The 26,540-nt window shown below is 40.8% G+C and carries 21 protein-coding genes; 14 read left to right on the top strand and 7 right to left on the bottom strand.

Annotated elements, in window-relative coordinates:
- Positions 1–71: 71 nt before the first annotated feature.
- Entirely contained in the window at positions 72–383 is a 312-nt protein-coding gene (locus KNO98_RS13820) for a hypothetical protein (RefSeq protein ID WP_214701443.1), read from the top strand.
- Between the two features lie 124 nt (positions 384–507).
- Entirely contained in the window at positions 508–1,209 is a 702-nt protein-coding gene (locus tag KNO98_RS13815) for an Abi family protein (RefSeq protein ID WP_214701442.1), read from the top strand.
- A gap of 42 nt (positions 1,210–1,251) precedes the next feature.
- Here KNO98_RS13815 and istB read toward each other — a convergent pair whose 3' ends face one another.
- The 3 genes from istB to KNO98_RS13800 all read right to left on the bottom strand — a co-directional run bounded on the left by istB (position 1,252) and on the right by KNO98_RS13800 (position 4,357).
- Positions 1,252–2,025, bottom strand: coding sequence for an IS21-like element helper ATPase IstB (gene istB / locus KNO98_RS13810; RefSeq protein ID WP_214701441.1), 774 nt, complete (start codon positions 2,023–2,025; stop codon positions 1,252–1,254).
- Complete coding sequence (gene istA / locus KNO98_RS13805; protein ID WP_214701440.1) at positions 2,022–3,251, bottom strand: IS21 family transposase; 1,230 nt, start codon at positions 3,249–3,251, stop codon at positions 2,022–2,024. The genes istB and istA overlap by 4 nt, the downstream gene beginning before the upstream one ends.
- A gap of 359 nt (positions 3,252–3,610) precedes the next feature.
- Positions 3,611–4,357 carry a hypothetical protein gene (locus tag KNO98_RS13800; RefSeq protein WP_214701437.1) on the bottom strand — a complete coding sequence of 249 codons (747 nt, stop codon included), beginning with the start codon at positions 4,355–4,357 and terminating at the stop codon, positions 3,611–3,613.
- Positions 4,358–4,515: 158 nt separating this feature from the next.
- Here KNO98_RS13800 and KNO98_RS13795 point away from each other — a divergent pair, with 158 nt between their 5' ends.
- Genes KNO98_RS13795 through KNO98_RS13785 form a run of 3 tightly spaced genes read left to right on the top strand, consistent with a single transcriptional unit; the run spans position 4,516 to position 9,235 of the window.
- Positions 4,516–5,697: a competence protein CoiA family protein gene (locus tag KNO98_RS13795; RefSeq protein ID WP_214701435.1), complete on the top strand. Its 1,182-nt coding sequence runs from the start codon at positions 4,516–4,518 to the stop codon at positions 5,695–5,697.
- Positions 5,698–5,732: 35 nt separating this feature from the next.
- Positions 5,733–7,964 carry an AAA family ATPase gene (locus tag KNO98_RS13790; RefSeq protein WP_251130033.1) on the top strand — a complete coding sequence of 744 codons (2,232 nt, stop codon included), beginning with the start codon at positions 5,733–5,735 and terminating at the stop codon, positions 7,962–7,964.
- Positions 7,964–9,235, top strand: a complete 1,272-nt coding sequence (locus KNO98_RS13785; RefSeq protein WP_214701433.1) for an McrC family protein — start codon at positions 7,964–7,966, stop codon at positions 9,233–9,235. Before KNO98_RS13790 ends, KNO98_RS13785 begins: the two co-directional genes overlap by 1 nt.
- Before the next feature lie 96 nt (positions 9,236–9,331).
- Here KNO98_RS13785 and KNO98_RS13780 read toward each other — a convergent pair whose 3' ends face one another.
- A complete protein-coding gene (locus tag KNO98_RS13780; protein WP_214701432.1) occupies positions 9,332–11,149 on the bottom strand; it encodes a DNA/RNA helicase domain-containing protein in 1,818 nt (605 codons plus the stop codon).
- Between the two features lie 150 nt (positions 11,150–11,299).
- On the opposite strand from KNO98_RS13780, the gene KNO98_RS13775 reads away from it, so the two are divergent.
- From KNO98_RS13775 to KNO98_RS13765, 3 genes are all read left to right on the top strand, one after another.
- Positions 11,300–12,211 carry a protein rep gene (locus KNO98_RS13775; protein WP_214701431.1) on the top strand — a complete coding sequence of 304 codons (912 nt, stop codon included), beginning with the start codon at positions 11,300–11,302 and terminating at the stop codon, positions 12,209–12,211.
- A gap of 469 nt (positions 12,212–12,680) precedes the next feature.
- A complete protein-coding gene (locus tag KNO98_RS13770; RefSeq protein WP_214701430.1) occupies positions 12,681–13,355 on the top strand; it encodes a hypothetical protein in 675 nt (224 codons plus the stop codon).
- Complete coding sequence (locus tag KNO98_RS13765; protein WP_214701429.1) at positions 13,309–13,527, top strand: hypothetical protein; 219 nt, start codon at positions 13,309–13,311, stop codon at positions 13,525–13,527. Before KNO98_RS13770 ends, KNO98_RS13765 begins: the two co-directional genes overlap by 47 nt.
- A 163-nt stretch (positions 13,528–13,690) precedes the next feature.
- On the opposite strand, the gene KNO98_RS13760 is transcribed toward KNO98_RS13765, so the two are convergent.
- A complete protein-coding gene (locus KNO98_RS13760) occupies positions 13,691–14,653 on the bottom strand; it encodes an HNH endonuclease (protein ID WP_371742826.1) in 963 nt (320 codons plus the stop codon).
- Between the two features lie 374 nt (positions 14,654–15,027).
- Here KNO98_RS13760 and KNO98_RS13755 point away from each other — a divergent pair, with 374 nt between their 5' ends.
- The 3 genes from KNO98_RS13755 to KNO98_RS13745 are packed head-to-tail and all read left to right on the top strand — an operon-like array spanning position 15,028 to position 21,040.
- Entirely contained in the window at positions 15,028–16,620 is a 1,593-nt protein-coding gene (locus KNO98_RS13755; protein ID WP_214701428.1) for a type I restriction-modification system subunit M, read from the top strand.
- Positions 16,610–17,848, top strand: coding sequence for a restriction endonuclease subunit S (locus KNO98_RS13750; RefSeq protein ID WP_214701426.1), 1,239 nt, complete (start codon positions 16,610–16,612; stop codon positions 17,846–17,848). The genes KNO98_RS13755 and KNO98_RS13750 overlap by 11 nt, the downstream gene beginning before the upstream one ends.
- Before the next feature lie 24 nt (positions 17,849–17,872).
- Positions 17,873–21,040, top strand: coding sequence for a type I restriction endonuclease subunit R, EcoR124 family (locus KNO98_RS13745; RefSeq protein WP_214701424.1), 3,168 nt, complete (start codon positions 17,873–17,875; stop codon positions 21,038–21,040).
- A gap of 213 nt (positions 21,041–21,253) precedes the next feature.
- Here KNO98_RS13745 and KNO98_RS13740 read toward each other — a convergent pair whose 3' ends face one another.
- Positions 21,254–21,952 (bottom strand): hypothetical protein, encoded by a 699-nt coding sequence (locus KNO98_RS13740; protein WP_214701422.1) that lies wholly within the window; start codon positions 21,950–21,952, stop codon positions 21,254–21,256.
- A 493-nt stretch (positions 21,953–22,445) separates the two neighbouring features.
- Positions 22,446–22,787: a YolD-like family protein gene (locus tag KNO98_RS13735; RefSeq protein WP_214701420.1), complete on the bottom strand. Its 342-nt coding sequence runs from the start codon at positions 22,785–22,787 to the stop codon at positions 22,446–22,448.
- Between the two features lie 370 nt (positions 22,788–23,157).
- Here KNO98_RS13735 and KNO98_RS13730 point away from each other — a divergent pair, with 370 nt between their 5' ends.
- The 3 genes from KNO98_RS13730 (at position 23,158) to KNO98_RS13720 (ending at position 26,129) form a co-directional block, all read left to right on the top strand.
- Positions 23,158–23,613, top strand: a complete 456-nt coding sequence (locus tag KNO98_RS13730) for a JAB domain-containing protein (RefSeq protein WP_214701419.1) — start codon at positions 23,158–23,160, stop codon at positions 23,611–23,613.
- 400 nt (positions 23,614–24,013) lie between these two features.
- Positions 24,014–24,211, top strand: a complete 198-nt coding sequence (locus tag KNO98_RS13725) for a hypothetical protein (RefSeq protein ID WP_214701417.1) — start codon at positions 24,014–24,016, stop codon at positions 24,209–24,211.
- Positions 24,212–24,620: 409 nt separating this feature from the next.
- The gene (locus tag KNO98_RS13720) at positions 24,621–26,129 is read left to right on the top strand and encodes a pentapeptide repeat-containing protein (protein ID WP_214701416.1); all 1,509 of its coding nucleotides are present in this window, start codon (positions 24,621–24,623) and stop codon (positions 26,127–26,129) included.
- Positions 26,130–26,540 lie beyond the last annotated feature (411 nt).

Here is a 26,540-nt window from a genome sequence, read left to right as displayed (position 1 = left end):
ATATAGTCGGTTCAGAGCATTTAGGGAAAACAATCGATCAAGATTTCAGTGCGACCAAGTTAGCGGAACTCTTGTCATGGCCGGAAGATCCAAAGCTCGCATTACTTGAGAGTAAGAAACATTACACAGCAAATGGGGACAAAACAGTTTATGAAGTGACACGTGAAGAATTGCGTGAAGTGAAGCGTATGTTGATCGAGCGTCAAGAGCAGCGCGTCATTGAAGCTGATTCTCCCACTATAAAACCTATGAAGGTCCATATTCGATTTTCAGATTTAACGGATCCATTATATGTTGAATTAACACAAGCTGCTAAAAAAGAACATGTATCTGAAGATGAAATTATTCGTCGAGCCTTAAATAAGTATTTGAATGAATCCTGAGACAACCTAAGAAATAGACAATATATCGTGGATTTGTTATATTATTTGTAACAGAACCCACCACGCCTCTTCACAATGCGGACCACGGTGGGTCATTTTTTTTTATACAAATGGGGGCAAGGACATGGATTCTATGGAGCCTAACCAGTTAAAAGTACCAAAAACATACGAAGAACAAGTATCTATTTTAAAAGAGCGCGGTCTGCATATTGAAAATGAACAAAAAGCTATAGAAGTACTTAAACGGATCAATTACTATCGTTTGACCGCATACGGCTTAACACTGAAGACGAGTGATAAAGTAGATCAATTTAAGTCTGGAATTTCATTTGAACATATTTTAAAGTTGTACGAATTCGATAAAGAACTGAGACTTTTGTTGCTAGATGCAATTGAAAGTATTGAAACTGCGTTTCGCGCTCATATCGCTTATTATCATGCGCATACGTATGGTGCAGTTGCTTACAAAGACCCTATGCACTTTAAAAATGAAACGTATCATGCTAAGTTTTTGACTAATCTCGAGCGTTCACTTAAAGAAAATGAGCGGGAACTCTTTGTGAAGCATCATCATACAAAATATCAAAGTAATTTCCCGATATGGGTAGCCATTGAAGTCCTGTCCTTTTCGACACTCTCCATGATGTTTAAGAATTTACATAATCAAGACAAGCAAACGATTTCTAAAGAACACTATTCGATGGATTTTAAATACATTGAAAGCTGGTTATATACGTTAACGATGATTCGGAATATCTGTGCACACCATGGGCGGTTATATGGTAAAACGTTAACGATTCGACCTCAAGTGTCAACAGCGGTTTAGAATTCCCTCTTAATAACGGATTAAAAATCTCTTTTTTACAGGTTACTCTTGGAAACTATCGACACGGGTCGGCTGGATGCCGGCCCGTTTCTTTTCCCTCATCCGATATGAATCTCCTCGAATGTTAAAAGTGGTCGCATGATGAAGAAGGCGATCTAAAATTGCGGTTGCCAAAACCTCGTCACCAAATATTTTTCCCCATTCAATATATGACTTGTTTGAAGTCAGGATGATCGAGCCTCTCTCATATCTCTTCGAGATGATTTGAAACAACGCATTCGCACTGATGGGGTCGAACGGAAAATAACCGATTTCATCTAGAATGAGTAGCTCGGATCGACAGTACCTTTTGATGATACGAGGAAGAAGGCCAGATTTCTCTGCTTTTTGACACTCCTCGACAAAATCGTTTGCGGTAATGAACGAAGTCCGATAACCTTTCGTGACAGCTTCTGCAGCGATTGAAATCGCCAAGTGTGTCTTCCCAACCCCCGGCGGGCCCAATAATAATACATTGAATCCGTTATCGATGAACCGACAGGTCATCACCTCCCTGACGCGCTTTTCATTGATGCTCGGCTGAAACGCAAAGTCGAAGTCTTCTAGCGTCTTAAAATAGGGGAGTCTGGCACGTTTTATTCGTTTCGATAGCTCTGTTGACTCACGGTGTTCGATTTCCGTCATCAGAATACTGTTTAGAAAGTCCGAATATGCTACATTATTCTTGGAGGAATCTTCAAGGATTCCTTCAAGCTGGTTGGCCGACAATTGCCATCCAATTTTTTCTAAGCGTTCAGTGAGAAGGTCCGTGTTCATTCGTAATCGCTCCTTTCGAACTGTTCGTACACTTGAAGGGAACGACGTTCCACTTCAGGAATATCGGGCTGGAGACGACGGGTCGGCAAACCTTTTTGAGTCGTTTCTAATCCTTTGTAATGCTCTAAATTTAATTGATACTTCAAATTCCCGGAGGCAATCGGGTGTTGGGCGATTTGTTCGCCATCAGCGTAGACCTCGAGATGATGGTCAAGGGTGATTCTAATTCGTACATGCTGTCCGACGAACCGGAACGGAACTGAATACTGTCGTCCTTGGTAGGACACAAAACAGTCTTTGCTTACTTGACGTGTTTCCCAGCGATGGACCGGATAATGCGGCTTCAAATGTCCTGGTGCTAGGAAAGTCTGTTCAACCTCGAAGCGTTTTTCAGGTGACTCTTTCGTCGTATCGTTTTTCTTTTTATTGGCCGTGTTTTGTAGCCACTCCAGGACGTCACGATTCAATTGTTCCAATGTCTTTCCGATACGTCGTTTGAAAAAGTTTTGTTTCATATAGCCGAATGAGCGCTCGATCTTCCCTTTCGTCTGTGCCCGTCGTGGCTTGCACGCCTTCGGCGTAATCCCATAATAGGCCAAGAAATCTTCGAACTTCTGATTGAACTTGATACCGTTTGGATTGTGGCTGATGACCGCAGTTTTCATGTTGTCATAGAGAATCTGTTGCGGTACGCCATTGAAGAAGGCGAACGCATTCATATGGCACTTCATCAGAGTCTCCAGCGTCATGTCGGTCGTGAACTCGATGTATCGCATCCTTGAATACCCGAGGATGATGGAGAAGGCATACACCATACGCATTTCACCTTCTACTTCATACGTCCCGACATCACTCCAATCCATCTGTCCCTGTCGTCCAGGCGGCATTTCAAACCTGACGGTAGCCTGCTTTTTAGGCTGAAGTCTGTAAGGTCTCACGTACTCTCTCAGAATCGTCATTTTCCCTTCATAGCCTAGCTTTTGAATCTCATCGAACAGAATCTCGCAATTGGTTGTACCTTCTTTGATACGTTCGTTTATGTAGTCTTCGTAGGGTTCGAGTTTTCCTTTCCTCTTTTTCCGCTTCACTTTCGTAGGTGCATTTTCCATCTTCAAATACTTTCGGATTGTCTTAGGATCATATCCCGTCTCGTCAGAGATGGCTCTGATTGTCCATCCTTTGCTTCTTAACTCACGAATCATAAAAAATCCCTCACTTCGGATCATGTCTCACACTCCATTTTCAGGTTGTCAGAATCATTATCCGTTAATTTGAGGGATTTTTAATACGTTGATATAAGGGATTTTAACAGCGTTGATTACACTCAAGTATTTGCGAACGTTAAAAAAGAACTTTCAAATGAACGAATCTTTATTGTGTTCTTTATCATTTCAAAACTGTTGACTTCAAACGAGCGGAACGTATTTGTAGATAAGATTACTTACCTTTTAGACACATACGCAGCCTTTATTGATTATAAGCAGTTAGGTATTCCTCAAGAGTGGGAACGATATTTCGAATAACTGTATAGATGGAAAGGGACGAAGAAGTCGTCAATATGCGTCTTCTCTTCGTCCCTTTTTTATTAAGAATTATTCTGTTGAAGGTTTCGTTCCCGAAGAACAGCAAGCTCTACCTGTTCTTGTAGTCGATGTTCAAACGCTTCTTTTTCACGTCGAAGAAGTTGCACTTCTAAGTGAAGTTTTTGATTCTCTTCTTCGAGTTGTTCACTCCGACGTGTTTTGCTTTTTAATTCATCTACAGCATCCATTAAACTTTGGTTTTGACGATTTAATTGTTTTTGACTCTCTTCTAATTTTCGAATAGACCCTTCCAAATCAAAGATCGTCTTTTTATGAACCTTCAACTCTTCTTTCGCTGATTGTTTCTCAGTCTCTAGTGCATTTAGTAAGTTTTGTTTATCTGTATGTAGTTGGTCCAATTGTTGTTGAAGTTGTTCTAGTTCTTCCTGGTGTTGCATGACTTTAGCTTCATATTCTCGATGAAGGTCTTCACTTTCCTTCACAACACTGTCTTCAAGTTCACGTATCGTTTCAGTATATTGAATTGTCATGCGTTGAGTTTCTTTTTGTTGCTTCTCTAAGCGAAGCGCTCGTTCTTGAAAGAGTGAAGTAATCTGATTAAGTGTAGTTTCAAGTACACCATTTTCTTCGTCGATTAATGGGTCAGGTGATTGTTTATCAGCTAATTGAATGAATTCTTCAAATAATTGATTCGTCGTTAGTTGTCGTTCTTGCATTAAACGTTGAATATGTTCTGTCACTTCTTCAGAGACACGAAATGATTTTACTTTTGTTTCGTTTGAGGCCATATCCTATTCACTCCACGTCATTTTTTTTTAGTATACCATACCGCATGTATCCCATTATAAACTCGAAATACTATGAACCTAAGACGAAAAAAATAAAGGGTTTCCCTCGTGAAAAAGGTAAAATTATACTTATCATCGATTTGGAGGATACATATTAAATGATTAAGTTGAGTTATGCAAAGAACGGATCACGACTCTTTCATATTTCAGAGGTGCATGACCGCGATAAATTGTATACATGTCCATTTTGCAATGAGCAAGTTCTGTTTAAAAAAGGCGAAGCACGCGAACATCATTTTGCACATGCAGCGCACTCAAATTGTTCCGCATCACAAGAAACGATACTACATTTTCATGCAAAGCATTACCTTGCAGATTTGATTAGTGGATCAAGTACATTAAACGTCGAATTTCAATTTTTATGGAGTGATCACTCTAAAGTACTAAAAGATTTGAGCGAAATGATACCCATTCAAAATGAAGGAACGATACAACTTTATGATATTTTGGAATACTACGGTTATTTTCCGGAGATTGGAGAAATCGAGAGAAAAGTAGGACCTTATATCGTGGATGTGTTTGCAGCGAATGAGGAACTGCAAAATAGTATTTGTTTTGAGATATTCGTAAGTCATCAAATTGAACCTGAAAAGCGAGCCTATTATATTGAGCATCAAATCCCGTTCATGGAGCTAGTTCCAAAACAATTCAGTACAACCCATGTCGAATTTAAACTTCACGATTATTATTTACCCGGTTTCTTTGACGAGAAAGTGAATCAAATGGAATCAAATGTACTGAAGTATTTATTCAATACATATAAACAAGACTTACATATACAGCTTATACAAGAAGAGAATGTTTTACCTGAGCTCCATTTAAAAAAGCGAGCTGTTCAAGCATTGAGAAAAGAGCTACTCGATCAACCCGAGATCGGAATGAATAATCAGAAAGTGTTAGAAGGTGCACATAATCTCATGTGCCAAGCGCATAATGCTGTGATTAAAAAAGAGGTCACAGTGAAAAATATTCGTTACGGAAAATCAAAGGCCGGGAAGCCTTTCTTAACCATTAATGATGGTAGGTACTTTGTTGCAGCGGAGACGAACATATTTTATGACTTATTAAATAAGATGATGCGAAGAGCAGAAGTAACAGCTTATATTGGGGGATGGAATGATTTATCGCGAGATCAAATTATAGGATTTGATTTCCCTATCCCAAATCTCGACAAAGTTGAAAATGCAGCAAATAGAATTGTAGATCGAACACTAAATGAATTTGAATTCAAAATTGAACAAAGACTTCGTCAAATAGAATCAAATGAAGTGAATGAGTAAGGTCAAATAAATGAAAAAGGAGGAACCATACGAGAATGAACTCTGAGATTAATTTTAATGCGATTCTAACGCACTTATCTAAGTACGCAGGCGAGAAATATACAAGTCCAGATCGAGTACCATTAGAAACTAAAGATGAAATGATAGAACGGAAAAAGAGCGGTGGGAGAGCCGCTGATGAATTACATAAATTATCAAAAGCATTTGCGAGTATGTATGATTTAATTCCCCCTTCGAAATCTAAATGGTTAGATGGTTCGAATACAGCGATTCGTTCTTATCTATGGGCACAATTAAAACAAGAAGGTCATGTACATATTCCAACTAGTCTTTCAATATTTGCTGAAAAAGTTCAGGGACAGGTACAGTTCAGGTTATCAATTGAGTTAAAACAAGAAGGGGTAACCGAGGAAGATAGAGAAAGACATCACCGTTTACTAGATTATCCACTTCCAGAAGACACACATTACTCATATGTCATATCAACTGATCAAACGTTAGGCTTCATGAACAGTGATGAAACTGCAGAAGAAATTCGAACTAAAATAAACTCAAAAGAGTATAAGAAAGTACAGCTCGTGTACATGCTGTCTTCGTCCGAGATCGAAGAACGTGAATATTCAAATGAAAACATTTTTGAAGAGCTATCAAAGGCTTTTGAAATACTGAAACAATGCTATGACTACATTATTAAAGATACTCCCCCTTCTGACCAACAATCGCTAAAAATCGGAAACACTAAGGAGAGTCAGTCGATGTACGATAAAAATATTATTCTGTATGGACCGCCTGGAACCGGTAAAACGTATCATACCGTTTTATATGCAGTAAGTATTATTGAACATGTCTCGTTAGAAGCTCTTCAAAATGAGTCTTATGATGACGTATTGAAGCGATACAATAGCTACAAAGTCAAAAACAGGATCGCGTTTACAACTTTCCATCAATCATATGGATACGAAGAGTTTATAGAGGGGATCAAACCAACTCTAGATAGTGAACAGATTCAAATTGAGTATCAAATTCAGCCAGGAATTTTCAAAGGTTTTTGTGAAACTGCTAGTGAACCTGGGGATTTTTTAACGTCCTATGGAATTAAACGAAATGCACAGATTTGGAAAGTTTCTCTCGGCGGAAGTGGTGTTAGTGAATTAAAACGTGATTGTTTTGAGAATAATCGAATCCGAATTGGATGGGATCACTTTGGAGAAAACCTATTAGGCGGAACAAAAGAACCAGAAGGAACTGTAAAAGATATTCTAAATAACTTTCAAAATGAAATGGAGGAAGGGGATATTGTTTTATCTTTAAGTGATCAAAAACACATTGATGCGATCGGAGTCATTATAGGTGCGCCTGAATGGTTAGACTCTAAAGAGGATTATGTAAAAGATAAGAATAATCTTGAAATTACTCATTATAAACGTAGTAGAAAAGTAAAGTGGCTCGCTAAAGATATACATGAAAACATATTAGATTTAAACGGCGGAAAGGTCCTGGTTCAAAAAACTGTATACAAATTAAATCGATTAACGTTGCAAGACATACAAACTATTTTACAGCCACATATGCCGCAGCAAGGGCTGGTCACATCAAAAAATAGAGAACCCTATGTTTTCATTATTGATGAAATTAACCGAGGAAACATTTCAAAAATTTTAGGCGAACTAATCACACTCATTGAACCTTCGAAACGTATCGGGGCGGATGAAGAAATGAAAGTCCAACTACCTTATTCAAAAACTGAATTTGGTGTTCCCGATAACATATACATTTTAGGAACGATGAATACCGCGGATCGATCCATTGCATTGATGGACACTGCACTGAGAAGAAGGTTTCAATTCATTGAAATGATGCCAGATGAGAATGTCTTAGCCGGAGTAATCGTCGACTCAATTCGTGTAGAAGACATGTTGAGAGCGATGAATCAACGAATCGAAGTGCTATATGACCGTGAGCATATGTTAGGACATGCATACTTTGTATCACTCAAGAGTAATCCGACACTTGAAGCGTTGAGTAGTATTTTTATCAATTCAATCATTCCATTGCTACAAGAATACTTCTATGAGGATTATAGTAAGATTCAAATGGTTCTAGGGGATAATGCAAAAGAAGATTCTCTCAAATTTATTCGAGAGTCTGACGTAAACGTTCAATATGTTTTTAAAGGCAATCCAGAAATTGACTTACTGGAGAAGCAATATACATTGCAACGATCGGCCTTTTCTAATCCAGCAAGCTATCGAGAGATTTATGAATAATGGTAAAAGCTAAAGTCATTGAAGTGTTAGAGCATGATACTTTAGCGGTTGGTACCGGTCCTAATAGGATTGATCAAAAATCATTCGATCAACTAGAGCAAATTGTTCTCCAGATGAATGTCACATTTGGAGACTCAGCAGCGATTGACTTTTTGTCACTTTCCGCTAAGCGTGGTGTTGGGAAAGTAATTCGAGCGAAAAATTACGTAGGTGTCTTACAAATTAATCAGCATCAACAAATTCAAATCCTCCCTAAAATTCACGGGGTAACGAAATCAGAATCAAAAACAGTCTTGTTAAAAATGCTAAAGACACTTGGGGACTTTCCAAGTAAATCATTTAATGTGGCTAGTTTGAGTATTGAAGCTATGCCTCTGTTTGAAGTGTTCATTAGATTATATATTCGAGAAATGCAGATCATTATTCGTAAAGGGTTACAATCTAGTTATTATCCTGTTGAAGATAACTTAACGGTTTATAAAGGTAAAATGAATTTCTCGAAACAGATTCGCCATAACCTAACGCATCGAGAGCGATTTTATGTATCATATGATGAGTTTGGCCTGAATCGAGCGGAGAATCGCTTGCTAAAGACTACGCTTGTATACTTAAACAAAGTATCTGCAAATGAGTTAAATCGAAAAGATATTAAACAGTTACTTTATCACATGGATGCCGTTGAAACATCATCCTCTATAGAACACGATTTTTCACTTGTTCAGTTAGGTCGAAATATGATTCATTACGAAAATGCTTTAAATTGGGCTAAAGTGTTTTTAAATAAGCAGAGTTTTACAAGTTTCTCCGGGGATATAGCGATGAATTCTTTGTTATATCCAATGGAACGATTATTCGAAAACTACGTAGGGAAATCCTTGAAGCATTTGTTGCATGATTCAAATTGGAACATATCATTGCAGGATCGTAGTTATCATTTATTCGAGAAAAAATTCGCTTTACGGCCAGATATTGTGCTTCGTCATAGCGTCACACAACAAACTATGATTATAGACACGAAGTGGAAAGTACTCGAATATCTACCAAGTCGCAACTATGGCATATCACAGGCAGACATGTATCAGATGTATGCTTATGGAAAGAAATACGGCACAAACGAAATCTTTTTAATGTATCCTCTGCATGACGGATTCCATGTTGATGAAGATATCGTATTTACGAGTGATGATGGGATTCAAGTAAGAATTGTGTTTGTTCAGTGTGAAGATATCGAACAAAGCTTAATATCGTTTATCCAAACGTTTTTATCTTAGGGTGTAAACATTTCGACGTCGAAATGTTTACACTTGAACTCTATCGTGTTGTATACAAAAAAGAATGTTGCTACATGATGTAGCGACATTCTTTTTTTATAATTCTGGAATGCGTAAGATGTCCTTAAATGTATACCAGGTTTCCTCGAGTTCTGTCTTATTAGGGATATAGATAATAAGACCATCACGCCCTCTAGTTAAATTAACGCGATATGCATTTCGTTTGATCTGGAGCGGGTCCTCAACGTTTCGTTGAAAATGAGTTCCGACCCATTGGCCATCTTTTACATAGAAGTCATTGTCCCACTGCAATATTGCGAAATCGAGCTCTAGTCCTTGCGACTGAAACTCAGTGATTGCGTAATTTAACGTTCTACAATAGAAAGGAGAAGTGGGTACGTTAAAATATTGCGCAATTTTTGAAGGACTCTCGTATCGATCATTACGAGGTAGTACTTTAATTTCTTTTTGATGATCTGCTCCACCTGCGCAAACAACACCAATCGTTTTGGTATCATCTGTATACAGATCTTGAGCAACCATTTTTGCTATGTCAAGATTTTGCGTGATGCGGAGATGAAAGCGTGACGTGTCTAAGTGTTGTCCGATTGAAGCAGCGGTTTGAAAATCTGCATCAATGATACTTTTAACAAAGCGACTATATTCGAGTGCTGCATGTGATCGTAAGGAAGTGTCTAAGTGCAGCATTTCAGATGTCTGGACACGAGCAGCATGCGTAAAGAATGTAGCATCCTGTTTACCGTGTACGATCACATGTTTATCAATCAACGCCTCATTCCATAAAGGAAGGCCTCCCTCTTCTCCGGAATATATTTCTTGTCCTTCACCGACTAAGCCAATCGTGACACTCCAATCTTTGCGTTCGGTTGCAATATTCATGACAATGTCAGGCTCACTCAGATTAGGAATAGGTATATTCTTATTTACTAACGACTGATTTACTTTATTCATATCCCATGCGCGTTGTGCTTCATCAAAAATGATAATTTGTTCGTGTGGAGTCGATTGGCGTTTTAAGTAATCCATTTTGTAGTTATAAAGACTTTGCACAAATGTATGATTTTGAAGTGTATGTTGAAGGACGTCTACAAGTGGTCCATTTCCAGATAGATAAATGGCTTCAGGGTGATCATGTGCGATTCTTAAACCTAAGTATGTTTTACCTGCACCGGGTTCTCCGGTAATCAAGACAAGATGATGCTCATTATGTGACTTTGCTTGTTCAATAATGGATTGTACAGATCTGTATACATGTTCAAAATTGCTACTATTAAGAGCTCGAACACGTGGAAGCGGTTCCTGCTTCATAATGGTTTGTGCCGCTTCGATAATTGATGGAGCGGGTTGATAAGTACCCTCTAAAAACTCTTCAATACGAAGAGCAGGGGAATCATTTCGTAATAGTACTTTGTTGATAATTCGCTTAAACCCATGCATCGATGCCAGATAAATCTTATATTTATTATCTAATATCAAGCGTTCATCTCGGAAATTCGTAAAGAGTAAAATACCATGAACCTCGATTGCTGTATTTTGTATTACTGAATGGTAATATTCTAGATCTCGGACATATAAAGAGGTTTGCAGATTTTCTACATTGCCTGGGCTACATGAATTGTAGCTTTTACACTCAATCACAAATAACTGATTGTTGACGAGTAATAAAACATCCGGACGGCGACCTCCACCTCTTAAAATCTGATATTCAAAGAGGAGATATGCGTTCAGATTAGGGGTTGTTCGGAAAACAAGTTGTAATTTTTCATATGTATCAATCCAAGCCCGATGTTGGCTATCTGAAGCGTCTGGAATCGACTGATGTAAAGCTTCTAAAAATTGATGTTGATCTAGCTGTAAAAACTCCGGAATGCTACCGCTCCATCCTACGCTCATGTTCGTTCCCTCCATACTTCTTTCATTCATTTTAAAGTATATCGCATGAATAACTCATTTCCTCTTCTTGTAAAATGATAATCATTCCCTTTCAATACCTGATAAACTGATAATATAGTTAAATAATGTATGTTAGAGGTGCTTGAGTTGTTGAAAGATAAAAAATATAAAGCTTTACATCAATTCGATCGGATTAAAAGAACGTTAAGTCAGGAGTACGAATTGATTGGAAAGCAGCATGCAGCTGAATCCATTCGGCAGTGTAGTCGAATTGTCTTAGAGCACCAGTGTGAGGAACATGTCGATCAAAAGAAAACAAGTATTCAATATTGTAAGAATCGATATTGTCCGACGTGTACTGTTCATCGTTCTCATATAATTGGTCAAGAATTGGGTCAAGCCATTGAGTGGTTACATGTACATAAGGTTCGACATGAGAATTGGATTTTCTTAACTTTGACGATTCGAAATAGTGATCATGATGAGTTAGCCAGTCAAATTGATTTAATGATGAAAAGCTGGCAACGATTTTCGCAGCGCAAAGCATTTCGCTCTGTTGTAAAAGGGTGGTTTCGAGCACTGGAAGTTACATACAATGAAAAGGAACAGACATTTCATCCGCATTTTCATGTATTAATCAATGTACCGCCATCTTACTTTTCGGGGAAATACTATTTGTCGCAATCGGTCTGGATGCGTCTTTGGAAAGAAAGTTTAGGTGTTTCATACGATCCAGTGGTAGACGTTCGACGTGTTCGTTCTCACAAGTCAGATACAAAAGACGCATTAACACGAGCGATTTTAGAAGTCTGTAAGTATCCAATGAAAGTATCCGATTTAAACAGCATCATGAAGCACCGGGTGTTTGATTCATTTGAGAAGGCCTTATTTAAGAGACGACTTATTGCGTTTGGAGGGAATTTAAAAGAATCTCTTCATCAAATTCGATTAGAACAAAAAACGACGAATGAGACGACATCTTGTCAGGTATGTGGCTCCCACTTACATCGACACATCTATGTATGGTCAGAAGAAATAGGGCAGTATCAGAATTGTTCATAACGTATCAAGGAAAGGAACGTGTGGTAATACCGCAGGCATCCTTTCCTTTTTTGTGCGTTTAAAAGATGGGCAGACAAGCTGCCCGATGAATAGAGCGAGCTCTTTTTCGCAGATCAGTATTGAGACATCGTCCACGATTTATTGACCTTCTGCCGGCTACCGCCGGGTGTGATTGAAGTCAAAAATGCTTCTCTCGGAGCTGATTTGTGAGATCGCGGAGTCCTGCTAACTACAGTTTTTCGTATTTTGATTTTGAAACACCGTTCTCGCCATATCAGCTTCCTGCCGGCTGCCGCCGGGTTAGCCTGAAATTTTATGAATACTTCTTTCGATGCTGATTCGTTAGGTCGCACAGTCCCACTAACTATAGTTTTTCGCACATCGGCTTTGTGACACCGTCTTCGAATGAAGTGATGGGTGCGGCTACCGCCACGCGTGACTGAAATTAAAAACCAAAGGAGCTAATCTTATGAATCAACTATCTGAAGCGTCTACACAAACCACACGATCTATGCACGACGCATTAGAAAAATTCTATCCACAAGCAGTCTACGTACTTACACGTCGTCGTACAACGCTTCAATTACAGCCTACAAATCGTCACTTTACGTATCATCAATGGATTGATCGCGCCTTACCGGTCCGCCCAAATTACGTCGGACACTATATGAACGAGGCGATCCGTCATGTTTTTCCGTCGAACAGTTCGGTAACTAAAACACAGTTTACTCATTTGTTCCGAAATTACTTGAATCATGATCAGACGATTTTTAACTATTTTTCGACTGCGGTGGTTCATCAGATGTTTGTTCAATACAAGTCTTATCTGCAGTCTCTTGTCGATGCCGCTGCTCCTGTTGATTACGAAACGGTCTTTCAAATGGTTGTTCAATACCTTGAACAACCTAATTCTATGCTTCCGCAAACAGTTCTATTCATTCCAGATTACGAAGTGTTGCTCGAGTCACCACAAAAGAATCGAAACGCAATTGCGTTTGTTGAGTCATTGATTCAGTGGTATATCGCACATAATCGACCAATTTTCACGTTGTATCGCAGACAACTACGTCATCATCACCAAGGAGGTTTTACGGATTATGAAACAGTCAATCACTTTATCCAAGCACGCCGTCGAGCGATTTAAACAACGGATCGGCAATGAGTTCTCGATATATGAGATGAAGCAATTCATCTATCGAGAACTCATTGGGTGGCCGATCTCGTATTCAATGAACAATCGAGACTACTATATCTTGCCCGATGTTACGTATGTGATGTCGAATCACCGTGTCGTAACACTGTATTTGCATGACTAAAATTAACACGTAGGAAGCTGATCCGTTATATGTTGATTCTCGAAACAAGAAATGCTCGTTGGTATAGCTTGTATAAGAGTAAAACCACCAGTCAGAGTTATGTCTTATTTATATATATAGAACACAAGTACTAGAGTTAGATCAAAAATCACCATAAATTTATTTAAAAAGAAGCTGGTAATTCAAAAGTAGGTTTCCAACGTATTCCGCCTGATAAAGACACACTTAAGTTATACATCGTTTGTAAATATTTAATGCGCGCGTCAGTAGAAGCACCGGTTTGATTAAGTAAGGTTTCGCGTAAGGGGTGATGACTTTCGATGAAAAATTCGTTTCTTCGATGAAGCCGCTCTAAATATTCAAGAGAAGGGATGCGTGCAAATTTTCCATTCTCTCCTCGGTTACAGCTTTGGCATGCTAACACTAAGTTCCAAATGCCATTCAAATTTTCTTCAAATTCGGGACCTAAAGTATGCGGAATGAAGTGATCAACATCAGCTAAATTAAGATCCCCTGATTGAATACTAATATCACGGAAACAGTAAAAACATTTTCCTTTTTGATAACCATTTAAAGCGTCCCTAGAAGAAGTAATATTGATTCGTTTATGTCGATCCGTTTCTTGAATAAAGAACTGTTCCGCAACGGTATCGTGCTTCACATTTAAGAGAGAAGGCGCAATATTTAAACTCCAGGCTGTTTCAACTAGTCGCCATCTTGCCTCTACTTCTAGTGCAAAATTCTCAGATTGAACAGATTGTAAAACATTATACAGGTCATCGGTTAAAACGATTCCTTTAGTTTTTCCGTGTTTTTGTACCTCGAAAAAGGAAACAGGGAGTGTTCCATTGCTAACATTATGAAATGCGTCCAATACATTTACGAATCCTAGTTTTTTAGTGGCATCAATTAATTGTTCATGGGATACACTTCCGGCGTTATACCCTCGACAAATGTCTAAAAATTTACTTGAAGAAGAGGTAGCTTGTTTATCACTTATTTTTAAGTGTTCACACACATGATGAGCGAATGGAATAGATACATCTTCAAGAGAAATAAACGTATTCGTTTGATGTTGATTTAATTCCAATAAAGACTTTGCCATGGCAAATTTATATGAAGCCACGTTACGACCGAATAAAATGATTGATCTAAAGTAGGATTCTAGAGATGGGTTAAATTCAGTGAAAATATTTATACAAAACCACTCCTAAAGTTTAATTTTCTTCATTATAGTTCATCTGGCATATGCATCCAGATAAATTATTGTGATTGGTAGAGCGATTATGCCCTAAAAGAATGTGTTGAACGTTGAAATTAGAGTATACAAAAGCTCATGATATCTCATTGAGAAATGATAACTTTTATAGAATTAAGAAGCGAGTGTGTAAAATAATCGGCAGGGTGTTACTTTCGGATATCTATCAAAAACGCTATAATTCTTAGTGTGGAATAATTTTTTAAACACTAAACTTCGAATATTAGATAGGAGACAGAAATATGTCAGCATTGAATCAAAAATTGTTCAGCACAGCGGACAACCTTCGCAGCAAAATGGACGCCTCAGAATATAAGAACTACCTGCTAGGCCTTATCTTCTATAAATATCTCTCAGACAAGCTCTTGGAGAAGGTGGTTGTGAGCGCCGACGCCTCGCTAGAGGACTACGATACGCAAAAGAAACAAACGGAACTTTACATAGAGCTCATGTCAGATGATGAGATCAAGGATGATTTGATCGAGACATTGGTCGACACACTCGGTTACGACATCGCGCCAGAATATCTTTTCAATGTTTTGGCCGACCATGCACAGCAAAATATCTTCCAGTTGAACGACCTCAACAAGGCGTTCGTCGAGTTGGCCTCAAAATATGAGCAATTTAACGGCCTGTTCGATGATGTGGATTTGAAGTCGAAGAAGCTTGGATCAGATGACCAACAACGCAACATCACAATCACAGAGGTATTGAAGAAATTGGCTCATGTCGACCTCGTAGGTCATGGTGGGGATGTCATCGGGGACGCATATGAGTTCCTGATCAGCCAATTCGCATCAGAGGCAGGGAAAAAAGCCGGAGAATTCTATACCCCACATGAAGTTTCGGATATGATGGCACGCATCGTCACCATCGGCCAAGAAGACAAAAAACTCTTCAGTGTCTTCGACCCGACGATGGGTTCTGGCTCGCTCATGTTGAACGTCCGTAACTATCTCGACTATCCGGACAGCGTGAAGTATCATGGTCAAGAGTTGAACACGACGACGTTCAACTTGGCGAAGATGAACTTGATCCTTCATGGGGTCGACAGTGAGGACATGCGTCTACGTAACGGGGACACCTTGAACAAGGACTGGCCAACAGATGAGCCGTACACGTTCGACTCGGTTCTCATGAATCCACCATATTCAGCAAAATGGTCAGCGGACGACACATTCCTCGATGATTCACGTTTCAACCGATACGGGAAGTTGGCACCGAAGACGAAAGCAGACTTCGCTTTCCTCCTTCATGGTTTCTATCACCTGAAAGATTCGGGGACGATGGCGATTGTCTTGCCTCACGGGATTCTTTTCCGTGGAGCGGCAGAAGGTGTCATTCGTAAGAAGCTGTTGGAAGATGGAAGTATCGATGCGGTCATCGGGTTACCAGGAAACATGTTCTTTGGTACCTCGATTCCGACAACGGTCGTCATCTTGAAGAAGAATCGTGAGACGCGTGATGTACTCTTCATCGATGCGAGTAAGGACTTTACTAAAGAGAAAAATCAGAACAAACTCTCGACTGAGCATATAAACCGAATCGTTGAAACGTATAAAATGCGAGAAACAGGTGAGAAATATGCTTATGTCGCTAGTTTCGATGAGATTAAAGAAAATGATTTCAACCTCAATATCCCAAGATATGTCGATACGTTTGAAGAAGAAGAACTTATTGATTTGGCAACGATCGGGAGTGAGTTAAAAGCAGTTCGTGAAAAGAAAGCAGAGCTGGAAGCGAGTCTTTTTGAAATGATTTCATCTCTTCAATATGACCAAAAAGAAGACGAATGGATTCAAGGGGCGTTAGAGGTGTTTAAACGTGAAAAATAATATGCAACCTGAAATTAGATTCCCATCGTTTTCAGAGAGATGGGAACAGAAGAAAATCGGAGATTTTTATACATTTAAAAACGGATTAAACAAAGAAAAAGAATTTTTCGGATCCGGTACACCAATTGTAAACTTTACCGATGTATTTCATAACAGAAGAATCTTCTTTGAACAATTAAAAGGTAAAGTTCAATTATCAACAAAAGAAATTCAAAATTACAATGTGAAGCAGGGCGATATTTTTTTCACAAGAACATCTGAGACAATTAATGAAATAGGACTTCCCTCCGTAATGATTAATGATGCAATTGACACGGTGTTTAGTGGTTTTGTATTGAGAGGACGGGCAATAGGGGAAGATCCTCTTACTTTAGATTTTAAAAGTTACGTCTTTTTTACTGCTTCCTTTAGGGAAGAAATGAAGAAAAAAAGTTCTATGACAACTAGAGCTTTGACATCAGGAACTGCTATAAAAGAAATGTTTTTCAATTTTCCCGAAAATAAAGAAGAGCAAATGAAAATCGGCAAATTTTTTAAAAACTTAGACGATACGATTTCTCTTCATCAGCAAGAACTTGAAGCCCTCAAACAAACCAAACAAGGTTTCTTGCAAAAGATGTTTCCTAAAAAAGGTGAATCACTCCCGCAACTGAGATTTAAAGAATTTGACAGACCATGGTCTGATTGTAAACTCAAAAATCTTGGAGAGATAAAGACGGGTGCGACTCCTTCAACAGGTGACATTGATAATTATTCCGAAGAAGGTATGTTGTGGATTACTCCTACTGATATAAAAGGCATGGTCACTAAAAATAGTGCTAAAAAACTATCTCTGAAGGGACAAGAAAAAGCCCGTATCGTAGAACCCTATTCTATTCTAGTAACTTCAATTGCTAGTATCGGAAAAAATACCATGGTAGAGGGTTATGCGAGTTTCAATCAACAAATTAATTCTCTGACACCGTTCAAAAGTAATGATTCTTACTTTTTATTGACTCAATCCTATTTTTGGTCAAAAGAGATGAAGAATAAAGCAGCATCAGGAACGATGCAAATTGTGAATAAAAGTGAATTCTCAGAAATGAGTTTCTTAGTTCCAGAGAAAAAGGAACAAGTCAAAATCGGTGAGTTCTTCCGACAACTGGATGAGGTCATCGAATTAAAGGAGAAAGAACTTGAAGTCTTAATGGAAACGAAGAAGGGCTTCCTTCAAAAGATGTTCGTATAATCTAATGAGATGAAAAGGGGAATCGTGGTGAAGACGACACATAGTGATGAGCTCGCGGTCGAACATCGACTGATTGAGGTGCTCGGGGAAGGGCACAACCAGTGGAACTATCGACCGGATTTGAAATCGGAGGCGGACCTCTGGGACAACCTTCGTCATAAAATCACACGCAACAACCTATCGGAGATTGGAGAACATCCCATCACGGACAAGGAGTTCGACACCATCAAGACGGAGCTCCTCTCGAAGACGCAGACACCGTTCGACGCGGCACGTTGGCTGAAAGGGGAGAACGGCATCGCCCGCATCACTATCGAGCGGGAGGATGCCTCGCTCGGCTCGATGTCGCTCATTCTCTACTCGAACCGTGACATCGGGGGCGGCATCTCGACGTATGAGGTCGTTCATCAGATTGCCAAGCAGAAGGTGGACGAGGACGGGCGTGACCGTCGTTTCGATGTGACCCTCCTCATCAACGGCCTCCCGATCGTCCAGATCGAGTTGAAGAAGGTGACGGCGAAGGACGGGGTATACCAGGCGCACAATCAGATCAAGAAGTACGCGGAAGAGGGACTGTTCCGCAACAACATCTTCTCGACGCTCCAATTGTTCGTCATCTCGAACGAACAGACGACGCGCTATTTCGCGAACGCGCTCCCGAAGGACATGCATCGGAAGTTCGTCTTCAGCTGGCGCACGACCGAGAACCGGAAAGTCGACAACCTGTACGAGTTCGTGAAACAGATGTTGAACATCCCGGACGCACATCGCTTAATTGCGAACTACACGATTGTCAGTGAGGACCAGGACAACAAGGCGCTTATGGTCCTACATCCTTATCAGATTCATGCTATCGAGGCACTTTTTGCGTCGGCGGCGCGACATGAGTCAGGATTCGTCTGGCACGCGACCGGTTCCGGAAAGACGTTGACGAGCTTCGTCTCGACGAAACTCTTCGCCCGAAAGCCCGGGGTCGACCGGACCATCATGTTGATTGACCGGAAGGACCTCGACAGCCAGACGACGAGCGAGTTCACGAAGTTCGCCTCGGAGTTCAACACCGGCATCTCGTCAGGGAACGCCGCGGCCAACAGCCTGATTGTCGGGACGTCGAGCTCGAAGAAGCTGAGCGAGACGCTCCTGTCCGACACGAACTCGAACACGGTCATTATCACGACGCGTCAGAAGCTCGAGGCGGCGCTCCGCATCGCACAGAAGCAGGAAGAGGAAAAAGGCACACATCGCTTCCAAAAACTCATCGGGCAACATATCGTCTTCGTCGTCGATGAGTGTCACCGTGCGCTTAGTGCCGAAGGGATGGAGGCCATCAAAGGCTTCTTCCCGAACTCGACCTGGTTCGGGTTCACCGGCACACCGATCTTCAATGAGAACAAGAAGCAGGCGCAAGGACAGCTCGCCCGTACGACGCGTGACCAATATGGGGATCTGCTCCATTCGTATACGATCAAGAACGCGCTCGAGGACGGGGCCGTGCTCGGCTTCCAGGTCGAGCATGAGGACACGATCGAACCGACCTCGCTAAACAACCGCATCTTCAGCATTCTACGTCAGGACGAGAGGCATGCTGACCTTTCCGACAATGAGTTGAACGAGCTCATTGACCAGATGGACGCGATGGAGAAGGAGAAGCATATCCCGAATGACCTGTACGAGCGGGACGAGCATATCCAGAAGGTCATCCATAAGATGTTCCGCCCGGACAACGCCTACACGAAGTTCGACTTCAAGAACGGTCGCCCACAGAAGTCGGCGATTCTGACGACGAGCTCGATCGCGATGGCGAAACGGTATTATCAGGCTATCCAGGCGATGAAGCAAGACCCGGACTGGATGATGAACGAGTTTGCCGGACAACCAATCCGAAAAGGACGTACAATCGAAGACCCGGACTTCCCACGTATCGCCATCACGTACTCGATGCAGGAGAACGAGGACAACTCGAAACAGGTCGAGGACGAGATGCGACAGGTCATCGGTGACTATAACGCGTATTTTGGGACGGCATGGTCGATCGAGGACATCGAGCGCTACAACGGGGACATCAACAACCGTCTCGCGCGTAAGAAGGCGGAGTTCAAGGAGTTTGGGAATCAGATTGACCTTGTCATTGTCGTCGACCGACTGCTCACCGGCTTCGATGCGCCGACCATCCAGACGCTCTTCGTCGACCGGAACCTGAGTTATGCCAACCTGATCCAGGCGTTCTCCCGAACGAACCGAACCTTCCCGGGAAAGACGAAAGGATTGATTGTCACGTTTCGGAAGCCCGCCCTCATGGAGAAGAACGTCCAGGATGCGACCCGGCTCTATTCGAACGAGAACGACGATTCGAGCCTCGTCTATCCGACGTACGAAGAATCGAAGAAACGATTCAAGAAAGCACATAAAGCACTAATTGAATTAGCTGCAGATCCTGGTGAAATTGATGAACATTCGACTTTAGAAGAACGAATTGAATACGTGAAGGCATTCCAGGAACTAAGTAATGCTTTTGAGGCGCTTGTGACCTATGACGAGTATAACGATGATATGGAAAAATCGAAGACACTTCAGGACCAAGTGAAAACAATCGAGGATTTCGTCGGTAGTTATAATACGGTCAAAGGCTCTTTATTAGAAGAGCCTGACCCTGACGATATTGACCCGGACAACACGCCTGATTTCTCGGATATCGAGTTCTATGGGGACAATGCTGCGAGGCTCTATGATGTCGACTCGAGCTATATCGACAAGCTACTCGGTACTTATTCGGCCAATAATGCCGACGTTCGTTCTGAGATTGAAAAGGCGCTTCAGAAGTTGAACAAGTCTGAGGTTGTTAAAGAAGTATACCGATCGATATTAAATGCGATTGATAGTGGTGAAGTTGAAGCAGATGACATCTTCACACTGAAACGAAGCTATTTCACAGCTGCTTACGAACAAGCTGTCCGTGATTTTGCTAAGACGTGGTTTGTGGAGGAGAGAGAACTATACGCCTCGGCTGTTCAATACAACATTGGCGCTGACCCGATTCCAAACATCGGTGGCATCATCAATAGTAAAGACTTCGCAGGTTATAAAGAAGAAAATCCTGACGCTTTACCATTAAAGTACGGTCCGGCGATGAAACGAGAATGGCGAATCACGTTAGACGAGACCGTCATCCCACTTAGTCAAGAGCTTCGCTAAAAAATCAAAGTCACAAGACCGTGTCTAGGTCTTGTGATTTTTTGTGTTTTGAAACAATAAAGTTTTGAATTCCTATGCTTTGGCAAGCCATTCAACAACCCGATTTTAAAAAATATGAAATGTGAACGATGGATTGTTAGTGTTTTTCCGCTGATTTAGAAGGTACCTGATAAAGGTTATAAATTAAAATCAGATCAATAAATAGTTTTGTTTTTAAAATAAGGAAATATTCCCGTTAATTTTTAATGAATATGTGCTATCGGTTCCGAGGTCTTTTAATATCAATGTATTTTCAATACATTGATTAAGCAGAATTAAATCTGCTAAATTACTAAAAAAATCAATCCCGATATTAATTTCATAATTTTCATAAGCTTCTTCAAGAAAGTTTTCAAAATCGTTCGAAGTGAATGTTATATTATAGTCACTTTTTTTATCGATAATTTCTAAAAGGTCATTATTTGTTTTAACCGCTACATTTTCTTTTTCTTGTATTTTTTGTTTTATAAATTGATTGAATAAACGTTTTTGAGTTTGATAACGGAGTAAGGATTGAAAATTAATTTTGACTTTTATTTTCTTTGTGTCATTCACTAGTGCGATTGGAACAATTGTTAATAGTGAAATTACTATAAGGGATACAAAGATTGTACTATTAAAAGTCGGAATGTAAGTTCGAATATAATCTACAATTCCATTGACTAAAGAATAGATATTGCTTCCTGGTCCAGAACTAGACCATGTAAAGAATCCGCCTAAAAATAAAGTTACATAAACAAATGAAGCTATTTTTTTGTAGCGGTTTTCATGAAAATTTTGTTTTAGCATTTGATTTTGAACCAACACATGGTACCTACTTCTTTCAGTCCTCAAAGTTTCATCAGATATATGATTTTGTACTCGATTTTTCATAATATTTCTCCTTTTCTATTAAAATCCTAAAACCATATATTACTTATCGGCTATTTTTTTAATATTTTCAGAAAATAAAATTTAACATATAAAAAAATATTTGGACGGCTTTGTCATAGCGACAGAGATTCATTTTAATTTAGACCAATGTAAGAAGATCAATAACTCAATCACATCAAAAAAGTGTAGAAGAGTTGAGGGCAACGCCGGCCTTTGATTTGTTTAAGGCACAAGGTGTTTCGGTCTAATTTATTGTTGTACTTGGTTCATCATTAACGATTCGGACAGACACCACAAAACTTTTAGGACAAGTAAAAACTTGAGCCCAGTTTTCTTTCGAACTTTTTTAAGTACTCAAAATAATAAAACCGTTCATTCCCCTTGTTCTCATAATAAGAGACGGGATGGAGTAAAAGTGAAAATATTCTTTCTTTTTTAAATTGAGGAGCGATACTTTGTTTCGCGAATCAGACTTCGAACAACCGTTAGGGCGTTAGTCAATCGACCGCTCTACATAAACAATCGCCTCGAATGGAACATGGATAATCCCGTCTCGCTCGTTGGCTAGCTCGACGGTCCGTTCCATATAGTTCGTCCGGTGTACAAATCCCTTAAACCGCTTCATCTCCTGTTTCTCCACATACTTCACCTCAACCATATCCCCACTAAAGATTGCATCGTTCAACACGTTTTCATAGATGGACAGCACTTGTTCATCGATATCCGGCATCTCAATCTTTTGAATTTCTTTATAGTATTTCGTGAGCAGCGCACGATGCTCCGGCATTAAAAATGGGATCCATTTCAGTTCACCTCGATCGCGATACATCGTCATCACAGTTCTCCTTTCATGAAAACGAACATTTGTTCTCATTTTATACCCGATCTATCAAGTTTGAACAGTCTTTTTTCGTAAACCGTCATCCGTGCGTCCTGTTTCCGTACTCTAGCTCGCTGGTCGTCGGTGCAAGGGACGTCAAAAAATGACGCGCCCTCCGGCCCGTCTTCCTTCGCTTTAGGCTCAAAGCAAGGCTTTTCGCTCGTTGGCTACGGAAGCCTGGTCCTCCGTTTGCTCTACGCATTTTTTTGAGGCTCTCCCTGCGGTCGCCCTTGCACCGTCTCCCGACGCTCGCTGCGTTCCCGTCAACAGGACGCACAACGGTGTTCGTTCTGAGGACAGCTTATCCGAAAGGGGACAAATCATCATGGAACTATCGTCAATCATCGAGGTCATCCGTATCAAACAAGAGGTTCGCAAGGAAATGGTCGCCCTCGAGCACGCAGTCATCCAATCACCCAACAATGCCCGACAAATCGGGGCATCCTTTATCGGGGATGATGACCGGGAGGTGTTCCTCGTCATCATGCTCAACACGAAGAATCGGGTCATCGGCGTCCATCGGGCGCACGTTGGGAGCGTCAATTCGAGTGTCGTCCACCCGCGGGAAATCTTCAAATGCGCCATCTTGAACAATGCCTCGTGCATCATCGCCTGTCACCAACATCCGAGCGGGGACCCGACCCCGAGCCGGGAGGACATCCTCGTCTCCGAACGCTTACATGAGGCGGGCGACCTCATCGGCATCCCGGTGCTCGACCATCTCATCCTCGGTGCGGACGAGTCGTACGTCAGTATGAAACAGCGGGGCTACATGGGTTGAACCAAATGGGGCCGGGCCGGTGGACCGGTCCTGGTCCGTCCGGTAAGGGCAAGGAGGAAAAACATACGTTTTTCTTTGACGGTTTCGGCGACTCGCGTTGCTCTCGCCTGGATCCAGAATTCGTATCCGGGAGAAGGAATGTTTTCGCGTGGCGAAAACAAATGGTTTGGTGAGAAGTCAAAGGCATAAAGAAATCGCGTTGCTCTGTTTTTTCATGAATGTGTATTTGCGATGTTTGGATTAATGAAAAATGAGTGCTTGTTCGGTGAAAATGGCCGTTTTTCCTACGTAAGCCCTGGGCTTGTTTCAAACAAGCCCAGGGCTTACATGAAACAAGGCGAGATGTCGAGTGGTCATATTCAAGGTATCGTTGAGCTATCAACAGGAGAGGATGATTCAAATGAGTCACACATTGGACCAGCAAACGATCAAAGAAATGAAAGAGGTATTGATTAGAAGACTTCCTGAACGGATGGACATCGACCCTGAGGCCTTCGAGTTAGTAAGCATGGATATCCTTTGTGAAGTGAGAGAAGGGGAACGATTGAAACAGATGACGGTCTTCCTCAATACGAACATGCTTCAAGTACATAACTGATTATTTCAAAATGTATACAATTATACTTGTCGATGGGTATACATGTATACATTTTTTTCTCTTATGAATGGTTGAGGAGTTGTTGAGGAAGATGTAAATCACATAAATATGGATATTTGGAAACGGTAGATAAAAATTGAAAAGGATCAGACATGATAGAGGAGTAGCTGCTCAATAATTAAGTGTGTGTGGATGACTTTTTATTAGGCAGTAGAGGCATGGTCTTTTCATTCGGAAAGTATTTTATTCCTCTATATCGATACTATCGCATCGACTATAATGGACCTATCGAGAAGGTCTAACCCTCAACATATGGGTACTTATTGTTTTTGTTGAGATACCGTGACGAAAAACAATTCTTTCGATGTGATCAGTGTGTAACACGATAAAATTACAGGAGTAACCACTAATGAAGCAATTGACCCCTTCGCAACTCAGTGACATCCTAACCAAGCATAGAAAATGGCTCATCAAAGAAGTAGGTGGCGAGCGCGCTGACTTAAGCGGTGCTAATCTAAGTGACGCTAACTTAAGGTACGCGAATTTGAGGAAGGCAGACCTTAGTTTTGCTAACATCAATCATGCAGATCTGAGTTTTGCTGATCTAACCAAAGCGAATCTAAAAGGAGCAAATCTAACCAAAGCGAATCTACTTGCTACATCGTTAAATGGTGTAGACCTAAGGGATGCATACATAGATAGTGCCGAACTAATTGGTGCATCTTTAATCAAGGCAGATCTAACTGGAGCACGATTCCATTCCGCTAACTTAGTTGACACTGACCTACACCATTCGAACCTAACAAAAGCTGACTTACGCGGCACAAAACTAAATGGCGCAGACTTACATCACGCCAATCTTGTTGAAGCCATGTTAAACAATGCCAATCTCGTTGAAGCCAACCTAAGTTATGCGAATCTAAGTTGCGCAAACCTAAGTGACGCGGACCTAAGGCACGTGAATTTAGTTGATGCAGACCTTAGTTTTGCTAACATCCATCACGCTGATCTGAGCTTCTCGAATTTAGACCATGCGAATCTAAAAGGAGCAAACCTAACTAGCGCGAACCTATTTGCTACATCGTTAAATGGTGCAGACCTAAGGGATGCACAATTAGATCATGCAGAATTAACTGGCGCGTCTTTCATTGAAGCAGATTTACATGGTACACGATTCCATTCTGCTAACCTCGTTGCCGTTGACCTAAGCCATGCAAATCTAACGAAAGCCGACCTAACGGGCGCAAGACTGGTTGAAGCCGATTTAGTTGAAGCCAACCTAAATTACACACGTTTAATTGAAGCAGACCTCAGTTTCGCTAACATCCATCAAACAGACATGAGTCACGCTAATTTAAGAGATGCAACCTTAAGAGAAACCAATTTAATTAAAACGAACCTCTTTGCTGCCTCACTGAATGGTGGAGATCTAAGAGGTGCACATGCATATCGTTCTGAACTAATTGGCGCATCTTTAATCGAAGCCAATCTAAGCGGCATACGACTACACTATGCTGACCTAGGTATAGCTAACTTCAGCTATGCTAATTTGACAAATGCTGACCTAAGTTCCACGAAACTACTTGGCTCATACTTAAAAGAAGCCAATCTAACAAATGCTGATCTAAGGTGGGCAAGACTATATAACGCAGACTTAAGCGGCGCAAGTTTATATGCAGCAGACTTAAGTGACGCTAATCTAGTTGAAGCGAATCTAGCGAATGCTGATCTACGGGGCACAATACTAAATGGTGCAGACTTAAGTGACGCTAATTTAGTTGAAGCCAATCTAAGCTATGTCGACCTAGTTGATGCTAATCTACGCTTCGCTGATTTAACCAAGGCTGACCTACGCGGGGCAATACTCATTAAGGCAGATCTCTATGAAGCTAACCTAAATGACATATTGCGACTGTAAGCATCTAAGTTGCCTATACAATATAGTGTTATTTAAATTGTCTAGCACAATGCGCGTGTCTCGATTAAATAGGCGAAGTATGTTGGGTGAAAAATGGCCGAAATTCGTCTTATGATGGAGAAAAAATAATAATCGCTTCATGTCAAAACTTCTCAAAAAATCTGTCAAAGTATCAATAATATGTATTAAACGGGAGAAGGAATATTAATTCGGGCTCATGCGTGAGCGTCTAGCGCCTTGTGGCGAAGTCGCTCATCGCACCGCTGCCTCCCTGACGGCCCGATAACAAGAGCTGCTTTAACATGCATCTCTATGTTCCTGGACCTTTCTTACGGGAGGCACGGAGCGTAAGGACAACGTCAAAAGCAAGAGCGTGGGCGTGTCTAGCGCCACGCGAGGAACACCATTCGG

Source organism: Exiguobacterium sp. s57 (assembly GCF_018617685.1).
Taxonomy (GTDB): Bacteria; Bacillota; Bacilli; order Exiguobacteriales; family Exiguobacteriaceae; genus Exiguobacterium; species Exiguobacterium marinum.
The sequence above is the reverse complement of the archived record's forward strand: the minus strand, read 5'-3'. Positions and strand labels throughout refer to the sequence as shown.